We start from the raw sequence: 21,176 nt of genomic DNA, 5'->3' as shown, positions 1-21,176 counted from the left end.
CTACCGGCTGCGCGGCAAGGAGATCGAGCAGGTCGATGTGGATCCATGACAGTTGTCACCTCGTAATCGTGACGCTCGGACGAGGGGGGAGTCGGCCGGACGCAGCAGAGTAATTCCCATGACCACAACGAAGGCAGTCGAACTGCGCAACGTCACCAAGACCTACGGCTCGGTCCGGGCGGTCGACGGGCTCAGCCTGTCCATCGAACCGGGCGAAGTCGTCGCATTTCTCGGACCCAACGGGGCAGGAAAGACGACGACGATCGACATGATGCTCGGCCTGGCCGCACCGACCACAGGTTCGGTCTCGGTGTTCGGGGGAACCCCGGCCGACGCCATTGCCCAGGGCCGAATCTCGGCCGTCATGCAGACCGGCGGTTTGCTCCGCGATCTGACCGTCCGCGAAACCGTCGAGCTCACCTCGGCGCTGTTCGCTCGTACTCGGTCTGTGAAGGAGGTACTGACTCGGGCAGGCATCGCCGACATCGGAGATCGCCGGGTAGCGAAGTGCTCCGGCGGACAACAGCAGCGGTTGCGATTCGCGCTCGCTCTCCTGCCCGATCCCGATCTGCTGGTGTTGGACGAGCCGACCACCGGCATGGACGTCGAGGGACGTCGCGACTTCTGGAACGCCATCCGCCAGGACGCCAGCACCGGCCGCACGGTGCTGTTCGCAACCCACTACCTCGACGAAGCCGATGCCTACGCAGACCGCATCGTGCTGGTGCGGCACGGCAAGATCGTCGCCGACGGAAGCGCCGCAGAGGTCAAGAACCTGGCTGCCGGACGCACCGTCACCGCCACACTGCCCGGCGTCGACCAGTCGATGTTGCTGGCTCTGCCCGGAGTCGACCGCGTCGAAACTCGTGGCGATCGGGTGATCGTGCACGGACGAGACTCCGACGCCGTTGCCCGCTACCTGCTCAACGACGCGCATGCGACCGATCTGGAAATCGTCTCGCGCAACCTCGAGGACGCGTTCCTCGCCCTGACCACCGATTCCGAAAACGAACCAGCCGAGAACGACTCAACCGAATCCGAACTTGCCGGGAGCATCCGATGACAATCACCACTCCGTCCGCGACCACTCACACACCTGCCAGAGCCGTTGCCTGGGGCGGTTTCTCGCCGACTTTTCTGAGGCTCGAAATCCGGCGGCTGCTTCGGAATCGGCGCGCGCTGGTGTTCTCCCTCGCCATGCCGCCGGTGTTCTTCGTGATCTTCGGAACGCAATCCGACTATCAGACGAACTACGCCTTCGCCCACGGAAACGTCACCGCCTACATTGCGATCAGTATGGCCGTCTACGGCGCGATGCTCTCCACCACCAGCGGGGGAGCGATGGTCTCGGTGGAGCGTGCACAAGGCTGGAGTAGGCAACTTCGCCTGACGCCCCTGTCGCCGGTCGCCTACATCGTCACCAAGACGCTCGTCGCGATGACGATGGGTGCGGCCTCGATAATCGTCGTATTCGCGGTCGCCGCGTTCTTCGGTGCCGACATGCCGATTTGGGTGTGGGTCGTCAGCGGGCTCATCGCCTGGATCGGTTCGGCGGTGTTCGCGGCATTCGGACTGTTCATGGGCTACCTGCTGCCCTCGGAGAACGTCATGCAGATCCTCGGACCGGTGCTGGCGTTCCTGGCGTTGGCGGGAGGACTGTTCGTTCCCCTCGGTGACAGCGGCTGGTTCCCGGTGCTGGCTCAGTTCACCCCGCTGTACGGCTTGGCCACCGTCTCCCGGGCGGCGTTCGCCGGAACCGAATCCGGCACGCTGGCCGTGGCGGCGCTGAACCTGTTGGTCTGGGCGACGATCTTCATCGCCGGCGCGGCGATGCTGTTCCGGAAAGACACCAAGCGTGCCTGAGTCCGAAACCACTGATCGTGTCGCCCACGGGGATACCGTGGGCGACATGACCACGTTCACCGCCGACCTCCCCGAGGGGCGGGTCTGGCGGTACGGCTGGATGTTCGGAGCGATCTGGCTGATCTATCTGATCTATCCGTTGAACGGCATTCTCTCGTTGGAATCCGTGCCGGCGCGAGCATTCGGGATCGTCGTGATCCTCGGGTTCGGAATCGTGTTCACCGCCACCTTCTGGCGCTTTCGAAACGGCCACCGCCGCGGAAATCCACTGCCCGTGTGGCAGGCGTGGATCGCGCTCGGGGCGATGCTGGCACTGACCGTGGCGATGAGCGCACTGATCGGAACCACCGGCTTCGGCGCGACCATCTACATCGCAGTGCTGGCGATGATGACGTTGCCGGTTCGGCAAGCGTGGACATTGGTGGCGGTGATGGTGGTGATCATCGAAGCGGTGCCACGAGTCGTCACGTCCTGGGAGCCCGACAACTTCTTCGCGTTCCAATTGCTGATCAGCGCGGTCGCTGCATGGGGCATCACGCAGGTCTTTGCGCGCAACCACGAACTCGCCGTGGCCAGGCAACAATTGGCAGACCTGGCCATCGTGGCCGAACGCGAACGCATGAGCCGGGACGTGCACGACATTCTCGGCCATTCCCTCACCGTCATCACCGTCAAAACCGAACTGGCCGGCAGGTTGCTCGAGATCGACCCCGCGCGAGCGGCCGTCGAGATCGCCGAACTGGAAACCCTCGCCCGACAGGCGCTCGCCGATGTGCGCAGCACCGTCGGAGGCATGCGACAGATCGATATCGGGACCGAATTGGCCAGTGCACGAACTGCATTGACCGCTGCCGGAATCGATGCCGATCTTCCTGCTGACGCCGACGTGGTGCCACTGCGACACCGAGAACTGTTCGGCTGGGTGCTCCGGGAGGCGGTGACCAACGTCGTTCGACACTCCGAGGCACGGCACTGCCGGGTGACGCTGACGGCGTCGAGCATCTCGATCGTCGACGACGGAGTAGGGCCGGAGGACAAGAACTCCGGTGGCAACGGACTTCGCGGTCTCGGTGAACGAGTGAGCGCAGCGGGTGGTTCACTGACGATCGCCCGGGTGTCGACCGGTGGATTCAAGGTGGAGGTACGCGGTGAATAGGACTACGGCGCAATGACCATCACGCTGTTGCTGGCCGACGACCAAGCTCTGGTGCGCGGCGCTCTCGCCGCACTGTTGGGGCTCGAACACGATCTGGACGTCGTCGCCGAGGTGGGACGCGGAGACGAGGTCGCTGCGGCCGTCCTCGAGCATCGACCCGACGTCGTTCTGCTCGATGTGGAGATGCCCGGCAAGAACGGCATCGACGTCACTGCCGAACTGGCGCTGGTTGCACCGCAGTCGAGGGTGTTGATAGTCACCACGTTCGGTCGGCCCGGATATCTACGCCGCGCGATCGATGCGGGTGCCTCGGGTTTCGTGGTCAAGGACACCCCGGCCAAGCAGTTGGCCGACGCCGTTCGACGCGTGCACATGGGCCTTCGAGTGGTCGACCCGGCGCTCGCGACCGAAACCCTGACCGATGGCGTCTCGCCTCTTACTGCGCGTGAGCAGGAGGTTCTTCGCGCAGCGGCCACGGGCGGGACGGCAGGCTCCATCGCTGCGCAAGTCCACCTGTCGGAGGGCACGGTCCGCAATCATCTGTCGTCCGCGATCGGCAAGACCGGCACCAGCACGCGTGCCGAGGCGGTGCGGGTGGCCGAGGCGCGAGGGTGGCTGTAGACCCGAGAGGCGCGCCGCGGCCGCCGAAGGCGCACGGGCCTGGCAAACTCGAGGAGTGAATTCAACTCTCGACCGAGATTCGTACGGCGACCCGTACGACGACCGGTATGCCCCGGACCCCGGTCCCGAGCGCCTGGGCTTCTTCGGAACGCTGGGACGCTGGACCGGTCGGTTGGTCGCGGGAGTGGTGCTGATCGCGGTGGTGTTGGTCGCCGGAACGGCAGTGCGCGTGTGGCAGGTGGCGCGCATCGACGACCACTCGACGGCGGACGCCATCGTCGTGCTCGGTGCCGCGCAGTACAGCGGCACCCCATCGACGGTGTTCGAGGCACGACTGACACAAGCTGCGTCACTGTACGAACAGGGAATCGCCCCCGAGATCGTCACCGTCGGCGGCAAGCAGGAAGGCGACCTGTTCACCGAGGCCGCGTCGGGCCGCAACTACCTGATCGAGCAGGGCGTCCCCGCCGACGCCATCACGGCGGTCGAGACCGGCTCGGACACCCTCGAAAGCATCGAGGCAGTGAGCAACACATTGCAGGAACAAGGCAAGTCATCGGTGGTGTTGGTCAGCGACCCATGGCATTCCTTGCGCACCCGAACCATGGCGCGTGATGCCGGGCTCGACGCATGGACCTCGCCGACGCGCACCGGCCCCGCCGTCTACACCAGGGAATCCCAGGCGCACGGAATCGCCAGGGAGACAGGCGCTCTGCTGTGGTACCAGCTGACCCACTTCACCGCAGATTTCTCCTACACGGCAGGCCAGTAGATGACCGGCACATACTCGGCGCACGACGTCGAACGATTCGTCACCGAACCTCCGAAGACCGCAGGCCTGCGAGCAGGGGCCGACAACGCCTCGCATCGCAGCGCCTTCGCGCGCGACCGAGCGCGGGTGTTGCACTGCGCTGCACTGCGCCGACTCGCCGACAAGACCCAGGTGACCGGCCCCCGAGACGGAGACACTCCCCGCACACGGTTGACGCACTCGCTCGAGGTCGCACAGATCGGCCGCAGCATTGCCGAAGGTCTGGGCAGCGACCCCGACCTGGTCGACCTCGCCGGACTGGCGCACGACATCGGCCACCCGCCCTACGGACACAACGGTGAACGCGCCCTCGACGAGGTGGCCCAGAACTGCGGTGGGTTCGAGGGCAACGCTCAGAACCTGCGCATCCTCACCGGACTCGAGCCGAAGATTCTCGATGCAGACGGCCGCAGCGCCGGACTCAACCTGACCCGAGCCTCCCTCGACGCCGCCACCAAGTACCCGTGGATCAGGCCTGCCCCCGGCGCGAAATTCGGTGCCTACGACGACGACTCCGCCATTCTGGGCTGGGTCCGTGACGCCGCACCCGACAAGCACAAGTGCCTCGAAGCGCAGTCCATGGACTGGTCCGACGACGTGGCGTATTCGGTGCACGATGTCGAGGACGGCGTGATAGACGCCCGAATCGATCTGCGTGCGCTGTCCGATCCGATCGAGCAACGCGCTCTCGCCGAGCTCGGAGTGTCGGAATTTCGGGGACTCGACGTCGACGAGCTCATCGAGGCCGCGGACCGGTTGTCGCAGATGCCCGTCGTCGTCGCAGTCGGACGCTACGACGGCACCCTCGCCGCCTCCGTGGCGCTCAAGCACATGACCAGCGAACTCGTCGGGCGCTTCGCCACCGCCGCCATCGAGGGCACGCGCGAGAAGTACGGCGCCGCGCCGCTGAGTCGATACGACGCCGATCTCGTGGTGCCGTCGATCGTCGGCTCGGAGGTGGCGCTGCTCAAGACCATGGCGCTGCGGTACGTGATGTCCGACGCCGGGCACAAGATCCGTCAGGAGCGCCAACGCGATCGAATCCATCGCGTCGCCGAGTGGTTGATGCGCTCGGCTCCAGGAGAACTGGACCCCATCCTGGTGCCCGCGTGGCAGCGGGCGGACAGCGACGCGGAACGGACCCGAGTGGTCGTCGACCAGATCGCGTCGTACACAGAAAGTCGACTCGAACTGATCGACAAACGCTCACTGGGAGCTCAGGCCAGCTGGGGTTGATCGATTCGGAGCCCGTCTCGGATCGGGACTAGACTGCGCTTCGTGGCCGGCCGAATTCCTGAACGCGACATCGCCGCCATTCGCGAACGCACACGGATCGAAGACATAGTGGGCGACTACGTCTCTCTCAAGCGCGCGGGCGGCGACTCCATGAAGGGGCTGTGCCCCTTCCACGACGAGAAATCCCCGTCTTTTCACGTCCGCCCCAACCACGGTCACTATCACTGCTTCGGCTGCGGCGAGGGAGGTGACGCCTACTCCTTCCTCCAGAAGATCGAGCACATCTCGTTCGTCGAGGCCGTCGAACAACTGGCCGACCGGCTGAACTACTCGATCTCCTACGAGGGCGGAGGGCCATCGGTCCAACGTGACCGCGGCACCCGAGCGCGCCTGATCGCCGCGAACGCGGCGGCGCAGGAGTTCTACGCGGGCAGGCTCAGCGGTCCCGACGCCCAGACCGCGCGGGACTACCTCACCGAGCGCAACTTCGACGGCCACGCCGCATTGGCGTACGGCTGCGGGTATGCGCCCGACGGCTGGGACACCCTCACCAAACACTTGCTGGGCAAGGGCTTCGAGGCCAAGGAGATCGTCGACGCGGGGTTGGCGACACCAGGCAAGCGCGGAACACCGATCGACCGCTTCCGGCGCCGGCTGGTGTGGCCGATTCGCAGCCAGAGCGGCGACGTCATCGGCTTCGGCGCGCGCAAACTGTTCGACGACGACACGATGCCGGGTAAGTACATCAACACCCCGGAAACCATGCTGTACAAGAAGTCTCAGGTGTTGTTCGGACTCGACCTCGCGCGCAAGGAGATCGCCAAGTCGCATCAGGCCGTCATCGTCGAGGGTTACACCGATGTGATGGCGATGCATCTGGCAGGCGTCAAGACCGCAGTCGCGTCCTGCGGAACGGCATTCGGCGAGGATCACCTGGCCATGTTGCGTCGACTGATGATGGACGACAGCTACTTTCGCGGCGAAGTGATCTACACCTTCGACGGAGACGACGCAGGCCAGGCCGCCGCGATGAAGGCCTTCGAGGGTGATCAAAAGATTGCCGGCCAGACATTCGTCGCCGTGGCGCCCGATGGCATGGACCCGTGCGATCTACGCTTGAAATCCGGCGACAGCGCCGTTCGCGATCTCGTCGCCAGACGCACCCCGATGTTCGCCTTCGTCGTCAAATCGCTGCTGCGAGAACATGATCTGGACACGCCCGAGGGTCGCGTCGAAGCGTTGAAACGAACCGTCCCCGTGGTCGCCCGCATCAAGGACGCCTCGCTGCGAGACGAGTACGCCCGGCAGCTCGCCGGGTGGACCGGCTGGGACGACACTGCGATGGTGCTCGCTCGGGTGCGCGACGAGGCGAAGAAGGGTGCCCGGGGCGAGGTGAGCGGCAAACGCGTCCCGTTCGAGAAGCGTCAGGCAGCTCCGGCTCCGGCCCCAACAGGGCCGCCGCGTCCCAATCCCACCGATCCGACGCTGTGGCCCCAGCGTGAGGCGCTGAAAGCCGTCCTGCAGATGCCTGCTGTAGCGGGCACGGTGTTCGACTCACTGCCGCCGGAGAGCTTTCACCACCCGGCGTACTCGGCAGTGCGCGACGCGGTGGCTGCGGCTGGAGGCACCGCTGCAGGCCTGGGCGGAGGGGAGTGGGTCGATGCCGTCGCCAAGCAGGCCAAGGATCCCGTTGTCGTGTCGCTGGTGACGGAGCTGGCCGTGGATCCGATGCGCGTGGCCGACGACGCTCTGACCCGCTACATCTCGGGTGTGCTCGCACGGCTGCAAGAAGTGTGGGTCGGCCAGCAGGTTGCCGAACTGAAGTCGAAGCTCCAGCGCATGTCGCCGGTGGACAAGCCGGACGACTACAACGCGTTGTTCGGCGACCTCATCGCCCTCGAGCAGTACCGCCGCAGTCTGCTCGAGCTCGCCGTCGGAAGTGTCGCCGAGGTCGGTTAGCGCCGAAGTTGATCGCGCGGGACGTAGACCTGGGTCTCGTCGTCGATCGGCTGCATCGGCTCCAGCCGCGGCTGAGTGTTCAAGGAATCCGAGAGCTTCTGACGGCCGATTTCGATCGCCTTCTTGGTGGCCGGGCTCGACGCGACGGCGCTGGCAGTCTTGCGAATCTTCTCGTACCGGCCCCGTCCGGCCTTGGCTCCGAGCACATATGCAGCTCCAGCCGCCAGTACCAAACGAATCATCAGTGGGTCCTTCCATAGAGCGTGCGGCTGTTCTTCCATCTTGCCCGACGAACCTCGAGCAGGGCGATTTGGTACTGACCCAGGTGTGTAGGCTATTGTTTCCAACGGCTCGCACGAGAGTGTGACGCCGCGAGGTAATCCCCCATAGCTCAATTGGCAGAGCATTCGACTGTTAATCGAAGGGTTCCTGGTTCGAGTCCAGGTGGGGGAGCGCAGTCCCCGTTCGGTTCGCCCGGGCGGGGATTTTTGCTGTTCGAACAAGATGCCGGTCCGGCAGAACGTACCGGAGATGTGGTACCGAGAGTCCGCGTCCGTTATCAGATCGTGACGGCATTTTCTGTATATCGAATGAATGAATCACTCGAACGGATGCCGGTTTTGTCGGTCGACCGCGACATACTTGACGTGCGATCCGGACGGCTCAACCAGTGCTATAAAAAGCCGGGTCGGTCGGTTTTAAGGGGCACCATGAGTTTGAGTTACGCAGCAACCGTTCCGCGTCACCTGGTACATCGGCGGTCACCGGGCGACGTTCTGTTGACCGATTACGAGACCGTCGACGGCACTCATCGGGCAGCCGTGCAGTTCCCGACGTCGCATCGCATGTTCGCACCGGTCCGCCGAACCCACGACTCGTTGATGGTTGCCGAGGCTCTGCGGCAAGCCATCAGTCTCTTCTGTCACGTCAACCACGGCGTGCCACTCGATCACGTGGTGTTCATCGAGCATTCCCGGTTCGAGATCCTCGATCCGCTGTCGGTCGACGACATCGACGATTCGCTTGTCGCAGAGTCGATCACGACCGACGTGACGTTCGACGACGAGTCGATGGACAGCATGAAGTTGTCGGCGCGGCTTCTCAACGGCACCCATCTCGTGGCATCGGGGACGGCGTCGATCCGAACCATCGGCCCCGAGGTGTATTCGCAGTTTCGCAAGTCGACCATGGCCGACCCCCACTTCCGACACCTACCGGCCGGAACCGAGGTGATCTCGCCGTCCACTGTCGGACGTCTCGACCCGTCCGACGTCGTGCTGGCACGGCATGCATCCGACGGGACCATCGTCGTCGCGCCGGACCCGCGGAACCTCGCGATGTTCGACCATTCGGTGGAGTACTTGCCGGGAGTCACGATGCTCGAAGCGGCTCGTCAGGCCATGCGCTTGGCGACCGGAATGCCGGAGCTGGATTTCACTTCCTGCGAGGTGTCGTTCATGGGATTTGCCGAGTGGGCCAACCCCTGCACGGTGACGGTCGACCCGAACTCCACCGACGGCGTCTTCCGCATCCAGTTCGAGCACTCCGGCGAGATACTGTCGGCGATGTCCGTCACGGTGACGTCCGAACCGTGGTTGGCACCTACCGAACGCTCCACTCCCTGAGGGCGTCTTCGGCAACCGTCCGCACGCGCGGGAGGCGTCGACGCGGCACCACCCCGGGTAGGAGCAACTGCCACATCTCGGTCAGTCGCTCCTGCAGATCGGCGCGCCCGGTGAGCATCTCGGACACCGTGTGCACTCCGGTGAACGACGCGACGATGTACCGACCGAGCGTGGTTGCATCGATGCCGTCGACGATGTCGCCCTCGGCCTGAGCACGTACGGCCAGATCGCCGATCTTGCCGATCCATTCCTCGAAGGCTCGCGCGTTGGGGCTGTCGACGATGGCCGACTCCAGCGTCAACCGCATCCCCCCGCGGGCGATCGACTCGGTCTGCAGCTGACGTCCCAACTCTTTGCTCACCAGAATCAACGCGTCCAACGCTTTCGGGACCTGCTCGATGATGAGGGCGCTCGCAGTCGCCGCCATGGTCAATTGCGCGTCGATCACCGCCTGCGCCAACTCTTCCTTGGACGAGAAATGGAAGTACATCGCGCCCTTGCTCACCCCGGCGTGGGCGATGATAGTGCTCAAACTCGCTGTGCCGTAGCCGAACTTCTCGAAACTGGCCGCGGCACCTTCGAGTACGGCCTGCCTGGTGGACGCTGCACGCTCCTGCATCGGTAGACAATAACTGCTGGCCGGGTCCGCGGCACGGCGACGGGAGGACGTTCGCCCTGCATACGAGTCTGCGCGAGTCAGAGAAAGTCGGTGTCGGAACCGACGGCTCGAACTGCGCGGGCTTGATCCAGCCGACCCTGGAGGTAGTTCTCGATCCACTCGAAAGACGTCGAGCCCAGTGGGAGCCGCAGCGGGGGAGCGTCCGAGGAGATCGCTGCTACGACCGCATCGACGCCGCGGCGGGGGTCGCCGGGCTGAGTTCCGTGGGTGGCTTCGAAAGCCGTTCTCGCCGGTCCGATCAGGGCGGCGTAGTCGTCGAGAGGGGTTCCCCACCGCAACGACCGTCCACTCGCGTCGGTACGAAACGGGCCCGGTTCCACGATGATGACACCGATACCCAGGTGTCGCACCTCCGCGGCGAGGGCTTCCGAGAACCCTTCGAGCGCGAATTTGGTTCCGGCATATGCGGTTCCGCCCGGTCCGGGAACCACGCCGATGACCGAAGACATCTGCACGATGTGACCGCTGCGGCGCGCTCGCATCGAGGGCAGTACCGCCCGGGTAACAGCCAGTGGGCCGAAGAAGTTGACCTCGACGTTGTCGCGGAACAGACAATCGTCGATCTCCTCGAACGCGCCGAGCAGGCCGTAACCGGCGTTGTTGACCAGAACATCGATGCGCCCGAATCGGTCGAGAGCGTAGGCCACTGCCGAATCGATCGATTCCTGGTCGGTCACGTCGAGTCGCGCGTGAACCAGCCGATCGCTTTCCGGCCCTTCGAGATCGATGATGCTGCGGGCGGTGGACACCACCCGATCACCCGCGTCGAGCGCGGCACGAACGAACTCGCGGCCGAATCCCGAACTGGCTCCGGTAACGAACCAGACCCTGTCCGACCCGATCGTGTCCATGTCGCTCCGTCTTCCGTCGGTGTGGTCGTGTGCCGCGATGACGGTAGTGACGCGAGATGTCCGAGAGCAACCGAATTGATGGCACTCTGAGGGCATGGTCGCCAGGAGTGCAGGAATTCTGTTGTATCGCGTGGGTGCCGACGGCCCGGACGTCCTGATCGCTCACCCCGGCGGACCGTTCTGGGCGCGCAAGGACGACGGAGCCTGGTCGATCGTCAAAGGGCTGATCACCGACGGCGAAGATCCGTGGACAACGGCCAAACGCGAATTTTGCGAGGAGGTCGGAGTCGACGTGCCGGCCGGAGAACACATCGACCTGGGCACCGTCACACAGCGCGGCGGCAAGATCGTCATCGCCTTCGGCGTCGAAGCGGACCTGGACGTCTCGAATGCGGTGAGCAACACCTTCGAGATCGAATGGCCACCGAAATCCGGTCGCATGCAGTCGTTTCCCGAGGTCGACCGCATCGAATGGTTTTCGCTCGCGCAGGCGAGAACAAAGTTGCTTCCCGCGCAGCACCCCTTTCTCGACGCCTTACCGTTTTCTTGAGCCGGATCGAGCCCGTGCAATCTGGGTCTCGTCCGCCTCACAACTTCTTGGGCTGAGCCCGCACATGCATTCGCTCGCCTTGCTGCCCGAAAAGACTCAGAAATTCCACCGGTTTGCCGTCGGCGCTGGAGAACCAATGTGGGGTGTGGGTGTCGAATTCGACAGCCTCGCCGGGGCCGATCTCGAAATCGTTGTCTCCCAATATCAATCTGAGCATTCCATTCAGAACGTACATCCATTCGTAGCCGTCGTGCACCTGTGGATTCGGTTCGTTGTCGCGGGTACGTCCGGAGAGCACCATCTTGAAAGCCTGGACACCACCGGGGCGGCGTGTCAGAGGAACGGCGGCCATTCCCGGACGTTCGACCGGGCGGAGGTGGATGCGAGGGTCGCCCGTTCGTGGAGCGCCGACGAGATCGTCGAGAGGCACGCCGTATATCTGGGCGATCGGGAGAAGCAGCTCCAAATTGGGTCGCCGCTGGCCGGATTCGAGTCGGGACAGAGTGCTGGTGGATATACCCGACAATGCCGCTACTTCACCGAGGGTCATGTTCCGGTGAGCTCGCAGCGCTCGCAGGCGCGGACCGACGGCGTCGAGCACCGCGTCGAAGTCTGGGGTCACACTCCCAGCTTGCCATAACGGCAAGTTCTCTTGCTATATCGCTCCCTTCCGGCGAGCCTCGTGTGACCGCGAACGAATGGGAGACCAAGAACATGACCTCGACCACGAAGGACGACACGAACTACCGATGCGACGTTGTCGTGATCGGCGGTGGCTCAGCAGGTCTGAGCGCCGCGGTCACCCTCGGTCGGGCACTGCGATCGGTCGTGGTGGTCGACGCGGGATCACCGCGAAACGCGCCGGCCGACGGCGTGCACGGCTTTCTCAGCCGCGAAGGGATGAACCCGAGTGCCCTGCTCGCAGTCGGTCGCGAGGAAGCACGGAACTACGGTGTGACGATCGTCGATGCCGAGGCCGTGCGCGCACGGCGATTGTCCGGTGGATTCGAGGTGGTTCTGGCCGACGGCCGCATGGTGTTCGGACGACGACTCTTGCTCGCCGGCGGTCTCGTCGACGAACTGCCGCCGATTGCGGGCCTGGCCGAACAGTGGGGCAGAGGCGTCCTGCATTGCCCCTATTGCCACGGCTACGAGATCCGCGGCCAACGCATCGGAGTCGTCGGCACCAGCCCTATGTCGGTGTATCAGAGTCTGCTGTTTCGGCAGTGGTCCGACACGATCACCTTGTTTCTCAACGACACGGTGGCCCCGAGCGAGCAGGAATGGGATCAGCTGGCAGCGAGGTCGGTGCAGGTCGTCGCAGGCGCGGTGACATCGGTCGACTCCGTGGACGGCATCCTGAGTGGTTTGACCGTGGACAACGGCCGGAATTTCGATCTGCAGACGGTGGTGGTGGGGGCGAAGACGAAAGCCAGTGTCGACATTCTCGACGAGTCGCTCGGACTGACCGCACAACAATTGTTCTCCGGAATGGTCACCTTCATCGAACCCGGTCCTGCAGGGTCGGCCGCAGCCCCCGGTGTGTACGTCGCAGGAAATTTGTCGAATGCGGCAGCGCAGGTCATCGTCGCGGCGGCCGACGGCACTGTGGCGGGGATGAACATCAATGCCGACCTGGTCCAGGAAGAGACAGCCTGGGCCGTGCAGGGTCGCAACGGGCCGTTCTCGGCCGCAATGGAAGCCCGAGTGTCCGACCGCGTTCTGGGAGATCGCCGCCACGGCATGTCCACCTGACGAAGACGTACGTCGCTGACTTTCCGCTTCGGAGGCAGTTGTCGCGGCGCATTAGTTTCGGCACGGGTTCCCGGGGTATCCAGCGGCCGGAAATGACGAGGGTTGCGGATGCAGGGTGGAAAATCGATCATGACGCCGACGGATACGGCAAGCGCGACAACTCTCGCGGAGACAGCGCTCGTGGAGACGCTGTGGGGCGGCCGAATCGTCGCATCGGCGTTCGTGTTTCTGGCCACCGGACTCTCGTGGGTCTTCGTCGCAACTGCAATGATCGGACAATGACCGGACGACGAGGGGCTGCACAGTGACCGACGGAATCGCGTCTGCAACGTCTCCGGCAACAGCGGTACCCACGCGCTCCTGGAAGGCGCTCGTGGTTCTGCTGCTCGGCATGTTCATGGCCCTGCTCGACACCACCATCGTCAACGTTGCACTGCCGACGATCAGCACCACGTTGGACGCATCGGAATCGGTTCTGTCGTGGATCATCTCGGGGTACGCGCTTGCCTTCGGGCTGGCTCTCATTCCGGCGGGCAAGGTGGGCGACCGCATCGGGCACAAGTGGGTGTTCTTCACCGGGCTCGCGCTGTTCACCCTCGCGAGCTTCGCGTGTGGGCTGGCTCAGGACGATCTGCAACTGGTCGTCGCGCGTGTCGTTCAGGGGTTGGCGGGCGGCATGTTCGTACCTGCAGTCACCGCATTCATCCAACTGTTGTTTCCAGGACCCGTGCGCGGTAAGGCATTCGCCATCATGGGTGCGGTCATCGGAGTATCGACCGCGCTCGGTCCCATCGTCGGTGGCCTGATCATTCAGGCGTTCGGCGACGAGAACGGCTGGCGGTTGGTCTTCTGGGTCAATCTGCCCATCGGAATCATCGGTCTGGTCGCGGCCGCGGTGTTGCTACCGAGCCAAACCGATGCCGCGCCGGCTGCCCGGCCCGGAATCGACTGGCTCGGACTGGTTCTCATCTCACTAGGTCTCATCGCAGTGCTCGTTCCGCTGATCGAGGGTCAGGAACTGGGCTGGCCGTTGTGGACCTACCTGACTATCGCGGCGGGGCTGGTTCTCATCGCATTGTTCGGCCGGTGGGAAGTGATTCGGACCGGACGCGGACAGAATCCGTTGGTGCCACCTCGCTTGTTCACCCGTCCGGCGTTCACCGGCGGTGTGATCCTCGCGCTCGTCTACTTCGCGGCGTTCACGAGCATCTTCTTCACCATCTCGCTGCTGTGGCAGACGGGACTCGGGAACACGGCACTGGCATCGGGACTGGTCTCGATACCGTTCGCTATCGGTAGCATCATCGCGGCCTCACAGAGCAACAAGCTCACGATTCGTCTCGGCCGAACCGTCCTGATACTCGGCGCGTCGCTCGTCTCGATCGGGCTGATATGGCTGTGGATCATCCTCGCGACCAGCTCTGCCGACACGATCACGCACTGGACGCTGCTGGTTCCGCTGTTCATCGCGGGGCTCGGTAACGGCGCGTTCATCGCACCCAACGCGCAGTTCATCGTCGCGACCGTGGACCGCGATGATGCAGGAGCGGCGAGCGGGGTCATCTCCACCATGCAGCGCGTCGGCTCGGCCATAGGCATCGCCGTGATAGGCAGTGTGCTGTTCGGGTCTCTGAACATCACCGGACCCGATACCGTCGGATCCGGCTTTCTGCACGGCGCGGCGATGGCGATGGCCGTCAGCGCAGCCTTCAGTGTTGTCGCATTGGCGTTGGTGTTCGCGCTCCCGAAGAAGGTCACCGCCGCGCCCTGAGCCCACGGCTCAGGTGGTCAAGCCCTTGCCGTGTCGATCGACGACAGTTGCTGCGAGGTCGGCGATCTTGACGTTCAGGTCCTGGGAGGACTTACGCAACAGGGCAAACGCCTCGTCGCCGGTCACATCGTGCAGAGCCATGATCAGGCCGATGGCCTTGCCGATCTCGCGGTTGCTTTCGAGCCCGCCACGCAGCGTCGATGCTTCCTGCCCGTTCGACACGGCCGCGACGGTAACTGCCGTGAACGCCGTCAGAATGATTGCCTTGCCCGCGGCGTCGGCGTCGAACACTCCGGGCTTGTCGGTGAACAGGTTGAGTGCGCCCACCTTCGTGCCGTCCACTTTGAGACGAAAACCCATTGCCCCTCGCACCGGCGTGCGGTTCAAGACACCGCGTGCCATCGCGGGCCACTGGGTGGGTGTCCGGAAGTCTGCCTCGAGCTGTGCTGCCTCGCTGGTGATCGCATCCAGGCACGGGCCTTCGCCGGTGGCGCGCTCGATGTCGTCGACGACCCGAGCGACGTCGTCCGAGGCAGCGACGGTAACGGGCTTTCCGTGGCGCATCAGCATCAGGCTCGCGTGATCACAGTGGGGAACCAGGAGTGTGGCGGCGTTGCAGATCGCGGTGTAGATCTCGTCCGCGCTGCTGCCTCGATACACAATGTCGGCCAGAGCGGCGAACACCGTAGCTGGATCCGTCGACGGGCCATCGAGCTGCGAGTCGTCGTTCACGTGCTACTTCCGTCCGATGTGAGTGTTCGAGCGACCGGCGCTCGAAGTGCACCAACCGTACCGCCACCGGATGGGGTGTTCGAACGGGCGGGTACCAGCAGTAGCCTCAACTCGTGAGCGATGCGCAGGAGTCCACCGGTTTCGAGTACGGCCACGATGGTCCGAAGTCGATCGTGGTGGGGGTCGACGGTTCCGATCCTTCCTGGCGCGCCGCTGCCTACGCCGCGGGACTCGCACGCAGGCAGCGGTCGTTGCTCGTGCTGGTCTACGTGCAACCCATCGCGACGGCGTCCTGGGGCCAGGCCGGCATCTCCCTCGTCGAAACCGGTCAGCAGATCGCCGACGAACTGCTGGAGTACATCAGAACCTCGGCCGTCCGATTCGGGGACCGCGAGCACGTGCGGTGGGAGTTCCGCACCGCACAGGGTGATCCGTACAACGGGCTGATCGCCGTCGCAGAACAACTGCGCACCGACGCCGTTGTGGTGGGGGCCTCCGAGAATGCGGGACATCGAATCGCCGGTTCGGTTGCGGTGCGCTTGGTCAAAGCCGGCCGCTGGCCCGTGACGGTGGTGCCCTGAACGGTGTCAGCCGCGGGTACGTAGACCGGCTGCCGCGTCGGCGACGACCTGAGCGATTCGACCCGACCGAGTTGTGTCGCGAGCGGCACTGACGATCCACCACAGCATCTGTTTGCGGGCGCTGGGCGGGAAACTGTCCCAGTGGCTTCGAGCCTGCGGGTTGCGGTCCAACGCCGTCTCGAGCTCTAGTGGTTCCACCAGGTCCTCGACCTGATCGGAAATGGTCCACCAGCCATTGGATTTCGCCGCCGTTATGGCACGACGACCCGCGTCGGTCATGAGGCCCCGCTCGTCCATATCGGCTGCGCGATCACGGTTGAGACGGGTCCACTGACTCTTGGGTCTACGCGGCGTGAACAGCTGCAAGCCGCGCTCGCCGTCGAGGACGGTGTTGGTGGAGTCGATCCAGCCGAAGCAGATCGCTTCCTCGACCGCCTCGGGGTACGGACAGCGTGGTCGGTCGGTGCTGCTGCGCCACGAACACAGCCACACGCCTCGGGTCGACATGTGATTGTGCGCCAGCCAGGTTCGCCACTGCGCCCGAGTCTCGGCATGAACGATCGGGTAGTCGAACTTCCACGTCGGTGGGTGGTCGGACGCTGAAGGAAATGCCTCCGAAGCGATCACTCGGCTTCTCCATTCACTCGTACTGGTGTCGAGGCTTGTGCTTCCACATCTCTGAATTGTGCCCATGATCGAGGACAGTGGGTGTCCGCAATGCTCCCTATCTTCGAGTGGCCGGTCGATCCGCACACGATCTCCAGCCCATCGAAAAGGAGCACCAGTGAATTCGTCCGACTTTCCCCAACCGGTCCGCATCCCCGTCAACGGTGTGAAACTCGAAGTGTTCGAGGCAGGTCGAGAAGATGCCGGTGAGCCGATCGTGCTATGTCACGGATGGCCGGAACTCGCCTACTCGTGGCGGTACCAGGTTCCCGCTCTGGTCGCAGCGGGTTACCACGTCATCGTCCCGAACCAGCGTGGCTACGGAAACTCGGCCCGTCCGCCGAAGGTGACGGACTATGACATAGAACACCTGGCGGGAGACCTGGTGGCACTCCTCGATCACTACGGCTACGAAAATGCGACGTTCGTCGGGCACGACTGGGGTGCGATCGTCGTGTGGGGACTGACCTTGTTGCACCCCGACCGCGTGAACAAGGTGATCAACCTGAGCGTGCCCTACCCCGAGCGCGGGGACGTGCCCTGGGTGGATTCATGGAAACCGTGCTGGGCAGCGACTTCTACTTCGTCCACTTCAATCGACAGCCCGGCGTCGCGGACGCCGTTCTGGAGGACAACACACGTCGATTCCTTCGCAACATGTATCGGAAGAACCAACCTCCCACAGAGCCTCGTCCGGGAATGGCGCTGATCGATTCGGCCCGGGCCGATGTTCCGGTCGGCGAGCCGATCATGAGTGAGAGAGAGTTGGAGGTCTTCGTCTCGGCATTCGAGACATCGGGATTTACCAGCAGCATCAATTGGTACCGGAACTGGTACCTGCTGGCGGACGTAGACCCGATCATTCGTCAGCCCGCCCTCATGATCTTCGGTGACAACGACGCGGTTCCGAGAACCCCCAATCTGGCGTCTCTGGTGCCCGATGTGGAAGTGGTGGAACTACATTGCGGCCATTGGATCCAACAAGAACGACCCGACGAAGTGAACCGAGTGATCCTGGACTGGCTCTCGCGACAGTCTTCGACCGTCGACCTCGTGGTGGGGCGGGCGGGGCTCGAACCCGCGACCAATGGATTATGAGTCCACGGCTCTAACCGACTGAGCTACCGCCCCAATCCCGTACCAGGTACGAGCCAGCAGAATCGTACAGAATCGCGTCGTCTCGACGGCGCAGCGGGGCAGCTATTTCGCCCGGACCTGCACCGGAACACCATTGAGAATCGCATTTGCCGAGACGGCGTCGACGCGGTTGGGGTCGGTGATGTCGTTGACGCTGGGGCCGGTCACCGTCGTCGCGACCGACAACTGCACGCCCGGGCGCTGATGCCCGAACCCGTGCGGCATGCTCACCACACCCGGCATCATCTTCTCCGACGCTGCCACCTCGATGTCGACGGTTCCGGCGGCGGAGGTGACCGACACCATCGCTCCGTCCTCGATGCCGCGCTGCAACAGGTCGTCCGGGTGAGCCAGAAGCTGATGTCGCGCTTTGCCTTTGGTGAGCCGGGCGGTGTTGTGCATCCACGAGTTGTTGCTGCGCAGGTGCCGCCGGCCGATCAGTAGCAGCTCGTCGCCGTCGGGAATCGCGCTGGAATGCATCAGATCCACCAACGCGGGGAGTTCGGCAACCACGATGTCCTGGATCAGCTGCACCCGCTTGTCCCGCGTCCTCAATTTCTGCGGAAACCCGGGACGCAGTGGCCCGAGGTCGATGCCGTGCGGGTTGGCCCGAAGCTTGCTCAGCGACAGCCCTTTTCGTCGACTACGAAGCAGAATGTCCAGGGTCCGAGCGGGGGACAGGCGCAGCCGAGCCTCACCGATCATGCTTTTCGGCATCAGTCGCGACTTCAGTCGATCGACCGTCGAACCGGCCATCCGACTCTTGTAGCGCAGCGACAGATCTCGGAATATCTCCCAATCATGCTTTGCCCCAGCCTTCTTGGGCAGGACCGCCGGCATGTACTTAGCGGTGTTGTGTACCGCGAACGAATTGAAGATCAGGTCGTAGTGATCACGTTCGAGAGACATGGTCGGCGGCAGAATCACGTGCGCGTGACGCGAGGTCTCGTTGATGTAGAAGTCGAACGACACCATGAAATCGAGACCCGCGAACGCGTCGTTCAGAGTGGTGCCGCCGGGCATCGACAACACCGGGTTGCCGGAGAGGACCGCCATGGCACGGATCTGGTCCTTACCTTCGGTGGTGATCTCGTCGACGAGCGTCGAACAGGGGTATTCGCCCGCGAACTCGGGCAGATCGCGAACGCGACTGCGCCACTTGTCGAAATGGCCGCGACCGACGATGCCCTGCGAAATCAGATCGACTGCGGGATCGGTCACGATGGCACCGCCGGGGCGATCGAGATTGCCCGTGATGATGTTGAGAACCTGTATGGCCCACTGGCATACGGTGCCGAACTGCTGGGTGGACACCCCCATCCGGCCGTACGCGACAGCCGACGTCGCGGCGGCGAAATCTCGCGCGAGTGTCGAAATCTCGTCCGACGTCATGCCGACAATCGGAGCCACGGACACCGGAGTGAACTCCGCGACCAGTTCGGCGAGCCGATCGGCCCCGTCGATGTACTCGGCCACCCGCACGGTGCCGTCGGCGACGATCGTGTGAATCATGGCGAGCAGCAACAGAGCGTCGCTGCCGGGACGCACGAAGAAGTGTGTGTCCGCGATATCGGCGGTTTCGGTCTTGCGTGGATCCACCACGACCAGCCGTCCGCCCCGTTTGCGTAATGCCCGCGCCCTTTTGGCGAAATCAGGCACGGTCATCATGGAGCCGTTCGAGGCCATCGGGTTGCCGCCGAGGACGAGGAAGAACTCGGTTCGATCGATGTCCGGAATCGGCAGCAGCAACTGGTGGCCGTACAGAAGGTGGTCGACGAGTTGATGCGGTAGCTGATCCAGCGACGTGGCGGAGTAGCGATTGCGGGTCCGCAGCAGCGAGGTGAACGGAATGCCGTGCGTCATCGCGCCCATCGAATGCACGTTGGGATTGCCCTGATAGACGCCGACGGCGTTGCGGCCGTACTTCTTGCGCGTGGAGAGCAAACCGTCGATCACGAGGTCGTAGGCCTCGTTCCAGCTGATCTTCTCCCACTTCTCACCCACACGTTTGACCGGTGTGGTGAGTCGGTCGGTGTCGGCATGCAGATCGATCAGCGACAGCGCCTTCGGGCAGATGTGCCCGCGCGAGAGGGGGTCCTTCTCGTCACCGCGGATCGAGACCACCGCGTCGTTCTCCACCGTGAACTCGAGCCCACAGATCGCTTCGCACAGATTGCACGATCCATACACAACCGACATCGCAATTCCTCCCACTCCTGTGGTGCGAGCGTAGCCCGGCGGGGGACCGGGGCACCGTCAACGAGCGACAATTAGGCTCTCGGATCGTGACCACCCTCGAACTCACCGCCTCGTGGCCCGTCGACCATGTCAGTGCCGCCGTCGTCACCGACTCCGGAGTTCGTGAGGAGGTCGGCGACACCCAGCGTGTCTACGAGCTGGCCTCGGTGACCAAACTGCTCACCGCGTACGCAGTGCTCGTCGCCGTCGAGGAAGGTGCGGTAGAGCTCGATCAACCCGCCGGACCGGAAGGGTCGACGGTGCGTCACCTACTTGCACACGCGTCGGGACTGGCTTTCGGCGACCGCACGGTGCAGGCGGCGGCCGGCACCAAGCGGATCTACTCGAGCGCCGGCTTCGAGGTGCTGGCCGAGCTGATCGAGACCGAGGCGGGCATCGCTTTTCCGGACTACCTCGACGAGGCTGTTTGTCGGCCACTGCAGATGACGAACACCGCGCTACCGGGATCGGCAGGGCACAGTGCCAGCTCCACTCTGGCGGACCTGACGAGGTTCGCGGCGGAGTTGTTGGAACCGACGCTCCTCGCGTCGCAGACGCTCTCGTCGGCGACAGGCGTGCAGTTCCCCGGCCTCAACGGAATCGTGCCCGGCTATGGATCGCACAAGCCCTGCGATTGGGGGCTCGGGTTCGAGCTGCGCGGTGAGAAGACGCCGCACTGGACAGGGCGCAACAATTCGACGGCCACTTTCGGCCACTTCGGACAAGCGGGAACGTTTCTGTGGGTGGACCCGACCGTGCGGACGGCGTGCGTGGTGTTGACCGACCGAGCCTTCGGAGACTGGGCGAAACCGCTGTGGCCCGCTCTGTCGGACGCCGTCCTGGCAGGGTGAAGATCGACCGCTCACAGATTGCACTGGCGCAACAGGGGTAACTCGGGGCACACTAGTACACATACGTGTTGATTCACTGCAGCCAGCCGAAGCA

Annotated in this window: 22 protein-coding genes and 2 tRNA genes; 16 read left to right on the top strand and 8 right to left on the bottom strand. The window is 64.1% G+C overall.

Going from position 1 to position 21,176, the window contains the following annotated elements; translation table 11 throughout:
- The first annotated feature begins 118 nt into the window (after nt 1-118).
- The 7 genes from ACNEOT_RS20755 (at nt 119) to dnaG (ending at nt 7,646) form a co-directional block, all read left to right on the top strand.
- A complete protein-coding gene (locus tag ACNEOT_RS20755) occupies nt 119-1,063 on the top strand; it encodes an ABC transporter ATP-binding protein (RefSeq protein WP_415976495.1) in 945 nt (314 codons plus the stop codon).
- Nucleotides 1,060-1,863 (top strand): ABC transporter permease, encoded by an 804-nt coding sequence (locus ACNEOT_RS20750; RefSeq protein WP_415976493.1) that lies wholly within the window; start codon nt 1,060-1,062, stop codon nt 1,861-1,863. Before ACNEOT_RS20755 ends, ACNEOT_RS20750 begins: the two co-directional genes overlap by 4 nt.
- 46 nt (nt 1,864-1,909) lie before the next feature.
- Nucleotides 1,910-3,019 (top strand): sensor histidine kinase, encoded by a 1,110-nt coding sequence (locus tag ACNEOT_RS20745; RefSeq protein ID WP_415976491.1) that lies wholly within the window; start codon nt 1,910-1,912, stop codon nt 3,017-3,019.
- A 12-nt stretch (nt 3,020-3,031) separates the two neighbouring features.
- Nucleotides 3,032-3,640 carry a response regulator gene (locus tag ACNEOT_RS20740; RefSeq protein WP_415976490.1) on the top strand — a complete coding sequence of 203 codons (609 nt, stop codon included), beginning with the start codon at nt 3,032-3,034 and terminating at the stop codon, nt 3,638-3,640.
- Nucleotides 3,641-3,791: 151 nt separating this feature from the next.
- Entirely contained in the window at nt 3,792-4,412 is a 621-nt protein-coding gene (locus tag ACNEOT_RS20735) for a YdcF family protein (RefSeq protein ID WP_415976715.1), read from the top strand.
- Nucleotides 4,413-5,687, top strand: a complete 1,275-nt coding sequence (locus tag ACNEOT_RS20730; RefSeq protein ID WP_415976488.1) for a deoxyguanosinetriphosphate triphosphohydrolase — start codon at nt 4,413-4,415, stop codon at nt 5,685-5,687.
- 42 nt (nt 5,688-5,729) lie between these two features.
- Nucleotides 5,730-7,646 (top strand): DNA primase, encoded by a 1,917-nt coding sequence (dnaG, locus tag ACNEOT_RS20725; protein ID WP_415976486.1) that lies wholly within the window; start codon nt 5,730-5,732, stop codon nt 7,644-7,646.
- Here the strand turns inward: dnaG and ACNEOT_RS20720 are convergent.
- The gene (locus tag ACNEOT_RS20720) at nt 7,643-7,888 is read right to left on the bottom strand and encodes a hypothetical protein (RefSeq protein ID WP_415976484.1); all 246 of its coding nucleotides are present in this window, start codon (nt 7,886-7,888) and stop codon (nt 7,643-7,645) included. The two genes, dnaG and ACNEOT_RS20720, sit on opposite strands and share 4 nt — an antisense overlap.
- Nucleotides 7,889-8,026: 138 nt before the next feature.
- Between ACNEOT_RS20720 and ACNEOT_RS20715 the strand changes: the two genes are divergently transcribed.
- Both ACNEOT_RS20715 and ACNEOT_RS20710 read left to right on the top strand, forming a co-directional pair.
- Nucleotides 8,027-8,099: transfer RNA gene (locus ACNEOT_RS20715), tRNA-Asn, on the top strand.
- 257 nt (nt 8,100-8,356) lie between these two features.
- A complete protein-coding gene (locus ACNEOT_RS20710) occupies nt 8,357-9,271 on the top strand; it encodes an AfsA-related hotdog domain-containing protein (protein ID WP_415976482.1) in 915 nt (304 codons plus the stop codon).
- On the opposite strand, the gene ACNEOT_RS20705 is transcribed toward ACNEOT_RS20710, so the two are convergent.
- Nucleotides 9,249-9,890, bottom strand: a complete 642-nt coding sequence (locus tag ACNEOT_RS20705) for a ScbR family autoregulator-binding transcription factor (RefSeq protein ID WP_415976480.1) — start codon at nt 9,888-9,890, stop codon at nt 9,249-9,251. The genes ACNEOT_RS20710 and ACNEOT_RS20705 overlap by 23 nt on opposite strands.
- 77 nt (nt 9,891-9,967) lie before the next feature.
- Nucleotides 9,968-10,801 (bottom strand): oxidoreductase, encoded by an 834-nt coding sequence (locus ACNEOT_RS20700; RefSeq protein ID WP_415976478.1) that lies wholly within the window; start codon nt 10,799-10,801, stop codon nt 9,968-9,970.
- Between the two features lie 94 nt (nt 10,802-10,895).
- On the opposite strand from ACNEOT_RS20700, the gene ACNEOT_RS20695 reads away from it, so the two are divergent.
- On the top strand, nt 10,896-11,351 hold the full coding sequence (locus tag ACNEOT_RS20695) for an NUDIX domain-containing protein (protein WP_415976477.1): 456 nt from the start codon (nt 10,896-10,898) through the stop codon (nt 11,349-11,351).
- A gap of 37 nt (nt 11,352-11,388) precedes the next feature.
- Here ACNEOT_RS20695 and ACNEOT_RS20690 read toward each other — a convergent pair whose 3' ends face one another.
- Nucleotides 11,389-11,973 carry a helix-turn-helix domain-containing protein gene (locus tag ACNEOT_RS20690; protein ID WP_415976475.1) on the bottom strand — a complete coding sequence of 195 codons (585 nt, stop codon included), beginning with the start codon at nt 11,971-11,973 and terminating at the stop codon, nt 11,389-11,391.
- Between the two features lie 62 nt (nt 11,974-12,035).
- Here ACNEOT_RS20690 and ACNEOT_RS20685 point away from each other — a divergent pair, with 62 nt between their 5' ends.
- From ACNEOT_RS20685 to ACNEOT_RS20675, 3 genes are all read left to right on the top strand, one after another.
- Nucleotides 12,036-13,106 carry an NAD(P)/FAD-dependent oxidoreductase gene (locus ACNEOT_RS20685; protein WP_415976474.1) on the top strand — a complete coding sequence of 357 codons (1,071 nt, stop codon included), beginning with the start codon at nt 12,036-12,038 and terminating at the stop codon, nt 13,104-13,106.
- 129 nt (nt 13,107-13,235) lie between these two features.
- Nucleotides 13,236-13,388, top strand: coding sequence for a hypothetical protein (locus ACNEOT_RS20680; RefSeq protein WP_415976472.1), 153 nt, complete (start codon nt 13,236-13,238; stop codon nt 13,386-13,388).
- Nucleotides 13,389-13,410: 22 nt separating this feature from the next.
- Nucleotides 13,411-14,877, top strand: coding sequence for a DHA2 family efflux MFS transporter permease subunit (locus ACNEOT_RS20675; protein WP_415976470.1), 1,467 nt, complete (start codon nt 13,411-13,413; stop codon nt 14,875-14,877).
- A gap of 9 nt (nt 14,878-14,886) precedes the next feature.
- Here ACNEOT_RS20675 and ACNEOT_RS20670 read toward each other — a convergent pair whose 3' ends face one another.
- Entirely contained in the window at nt 14,887-15,609 is a 723-nt protein-coding gene (locus ACNEOT_RS20670; RefSeq protein ID WP_415976468.1) for a GAF and ANTAR domain-containing protein, read from the bottom strand.
- A 113-nt stretch (nt 15,610-15,722) separates the two neighbouring features.
- Here ACNEOT_RS20670 and ACNEOT_RS20665 point away from each other — a divergent pair, with 113 nt between their 5' ends.
- Nucleotides 15,723-16,190, top strand: coding sequence for a universal stress protein (locus ACNEOT_RS20665; RefSeq protein ID WP_415976467.1), 468 nt, complete (start codon nt 15,723-15,725; stop codon nt 16,188-16,190).
- A 6-nt stretch (nt 16,191-16,196) separates the two neighbouring features.
- Here ACNEOT_RS20665 and ACNEOT_RS20660 read toward each other — a convergent pair whose 3' ends face one another.
- Nucleotides 16,197-16,817, bottom strand: a complete 621-nt coding sequence (locus ACNEOT_RS20660; protein ID WP_415976465.1) for a YdeI/OmpD-associated family protein — start codon at nt 16,815-16,817, stop codon at nt 16,197-16,199.
- Between the two features lie 157 nt (nt 16,818-16,974).
- Here ACNEOT_RS20660 and ACNEOT_RS20655 point away from each other — a divergent pair, with 157 nt between their 5' ends.
- The gene (locus tag ACNEOT_RS20655) at nt 16,975-17,565 is read left to right on the top strand and encodes an alpha/beta fold hydrolase (protein ID WP_415976464.1); all 591 of its coding nucleotides are present in this window, start codon (nt 16,975-16,977) and stop codon (nt 17,563-17,565) included.
- Nucleotides 17,566-17,910: 345 nt separating this feature from the next.
- On the opposite strand, the gene ACNEOT_RS20650 is transcribed toward ACNEOT_RS20655, so the two are convergent.
- Nucleotides 17,911-17,987, bottom strand: a tRNA-Ile gene (locus ACNEOT_RS20650).
- 69 nt (nt 17,988-18,056) lie between these two features.
- Nucleotides 18,057-20,192 (bottom strand): molybdopterin-dependent oxidoreductase, encoded by a 2,136-nt coding sequence (locus ACNEOT_RS20645; RefSeq protein ID WP_415976462.1) that lies wholly within the window; start codon nt 20,190-20,192, stop codon nt 18,057-18,059.
- Nucleotides 20,193-20,278: 86 nt separating this feature from the next.
- On the opposite strand from ACNEOT_RS20645, the gene ACNEOT_RS20640 reads away from it, so the two are divergent.
- Complete coding sequence (locus ACNEOT_RS20640) at nt 20,279-21,082, top strand: serine hydrolase domain-containing protein (RefSeq protein ID WP_415976460.1); 804 nt, start codon at nt 20,279-20,281, stop codon at nt 21,080-21,082.
- The last annotated feature ends 94 nt before the right edge of the window (nt 21,083-21,176 follow it).

The sequence above is a fragment of the Rhodococcus sp. 077-4 genome (assembly GCF_047782425.1).
In the GTDB taxonomy this organism is placed as follows: domain Bacteria; phylum Actinomycetota; class Actinomycetes; order Mycobacteriales; family Mycobacteriaceae; genus Rhodococcoides.
Note: the sequence above shows the minus strand (reverse complement) of the source record. Positions and strands in the feature narration are given on the sequence as shown.

Excerpts from the sequence above, each read along its gene's own strand:
- ACNEOT_RS20755 (WP_415976495.1), top strand. The coding sequence starts at position 119 with ATGACCACAACGAAGGCAGTCGAACTGCGCAACGTCACCAAGACCTAC.
- ACNEOT_RS20750 (WP_415976493.1), top strand. The coding sequence starts at position 1,060 with ATGACAATCACCACTCCGTCCGCGACCACTCACACACCTGCCAGAGCC.
- ACNEOT_RS20745 (WP_415976491.1), top strand. The coding sequence starts at position 1,910 with ATGACCACGTTCACCGCCGACCTCCCCGAGGGGCGGGTCTGGCGGTAC.
- ACNEOT_RS20740 (WP_415976490.1), top strand. The coding sequence starts at position 3,032 with ATGACCATCACGCTGTTGCTGGCCGACGACCAAGCTCTGGTGCGCGGC.
- ACNEOT_RS20730 (WP_415976488.1), top strand. The coding sequence starts at position 4,413 with ATGACCGGCACATACTCGGCGCACGACGTCGAACGATTCGTCACCGAA.
- ACNEOT_RS20720 (WP_415976484.1), bottom strand. The coding sequence starts at position 7,888 with ATGATTCGTTTGGTACTGGCGGCTGGAGCTGCATATGTGCTCGGAGCC.
- ACNEOT_RS20710 (WP_415976482.1), top strand. The coding sequence starts at position 8,357 with ATGAGTTTGAGTTACGCAGCAACCGTTCCGCGTCACCTGGTACATCGG.
- ACNEOT_RS20705 (WP_415976480.1), bottom strand. The coding sequence starts at position 9,890 with ATGCAGGAGCGTGCAGCGTCCACCAGGCAGGCCGTACTCGAAGGTGCC.
- ACNEOT_RS20700 (WP_415976478.1), bottom strand. The coding sequence starts at position 10,801 with ATGGACACGATCGGGTCGGACAGGGTCTGGTTCGTTACCGGAGCCAGT.
- ACNEOT_RS20695 (WP_415976477.1), top strand. The coding sequence starts at position 10,896 with ATGGTCGCCAGGAGTGCAGGAATTCTGTTGTATCGCGTGGGTGCCGAC.
- ACNEOT_RS20680 (WP_415976472.1), top strand. The coding sequence starts at position 13,236 with ATGACGCCGACGGATACGGCAAGCGCGACAACTCTCGCGGAGACAGCG.
- ACNEOT_RS20645 (WP_415976462.1), bottom strand. The coding sequence starts at position 20,192 with ATGTCGGTTGTGTATGGATCGTGCAATCTGTGCGAAGCGATCTGTGGG.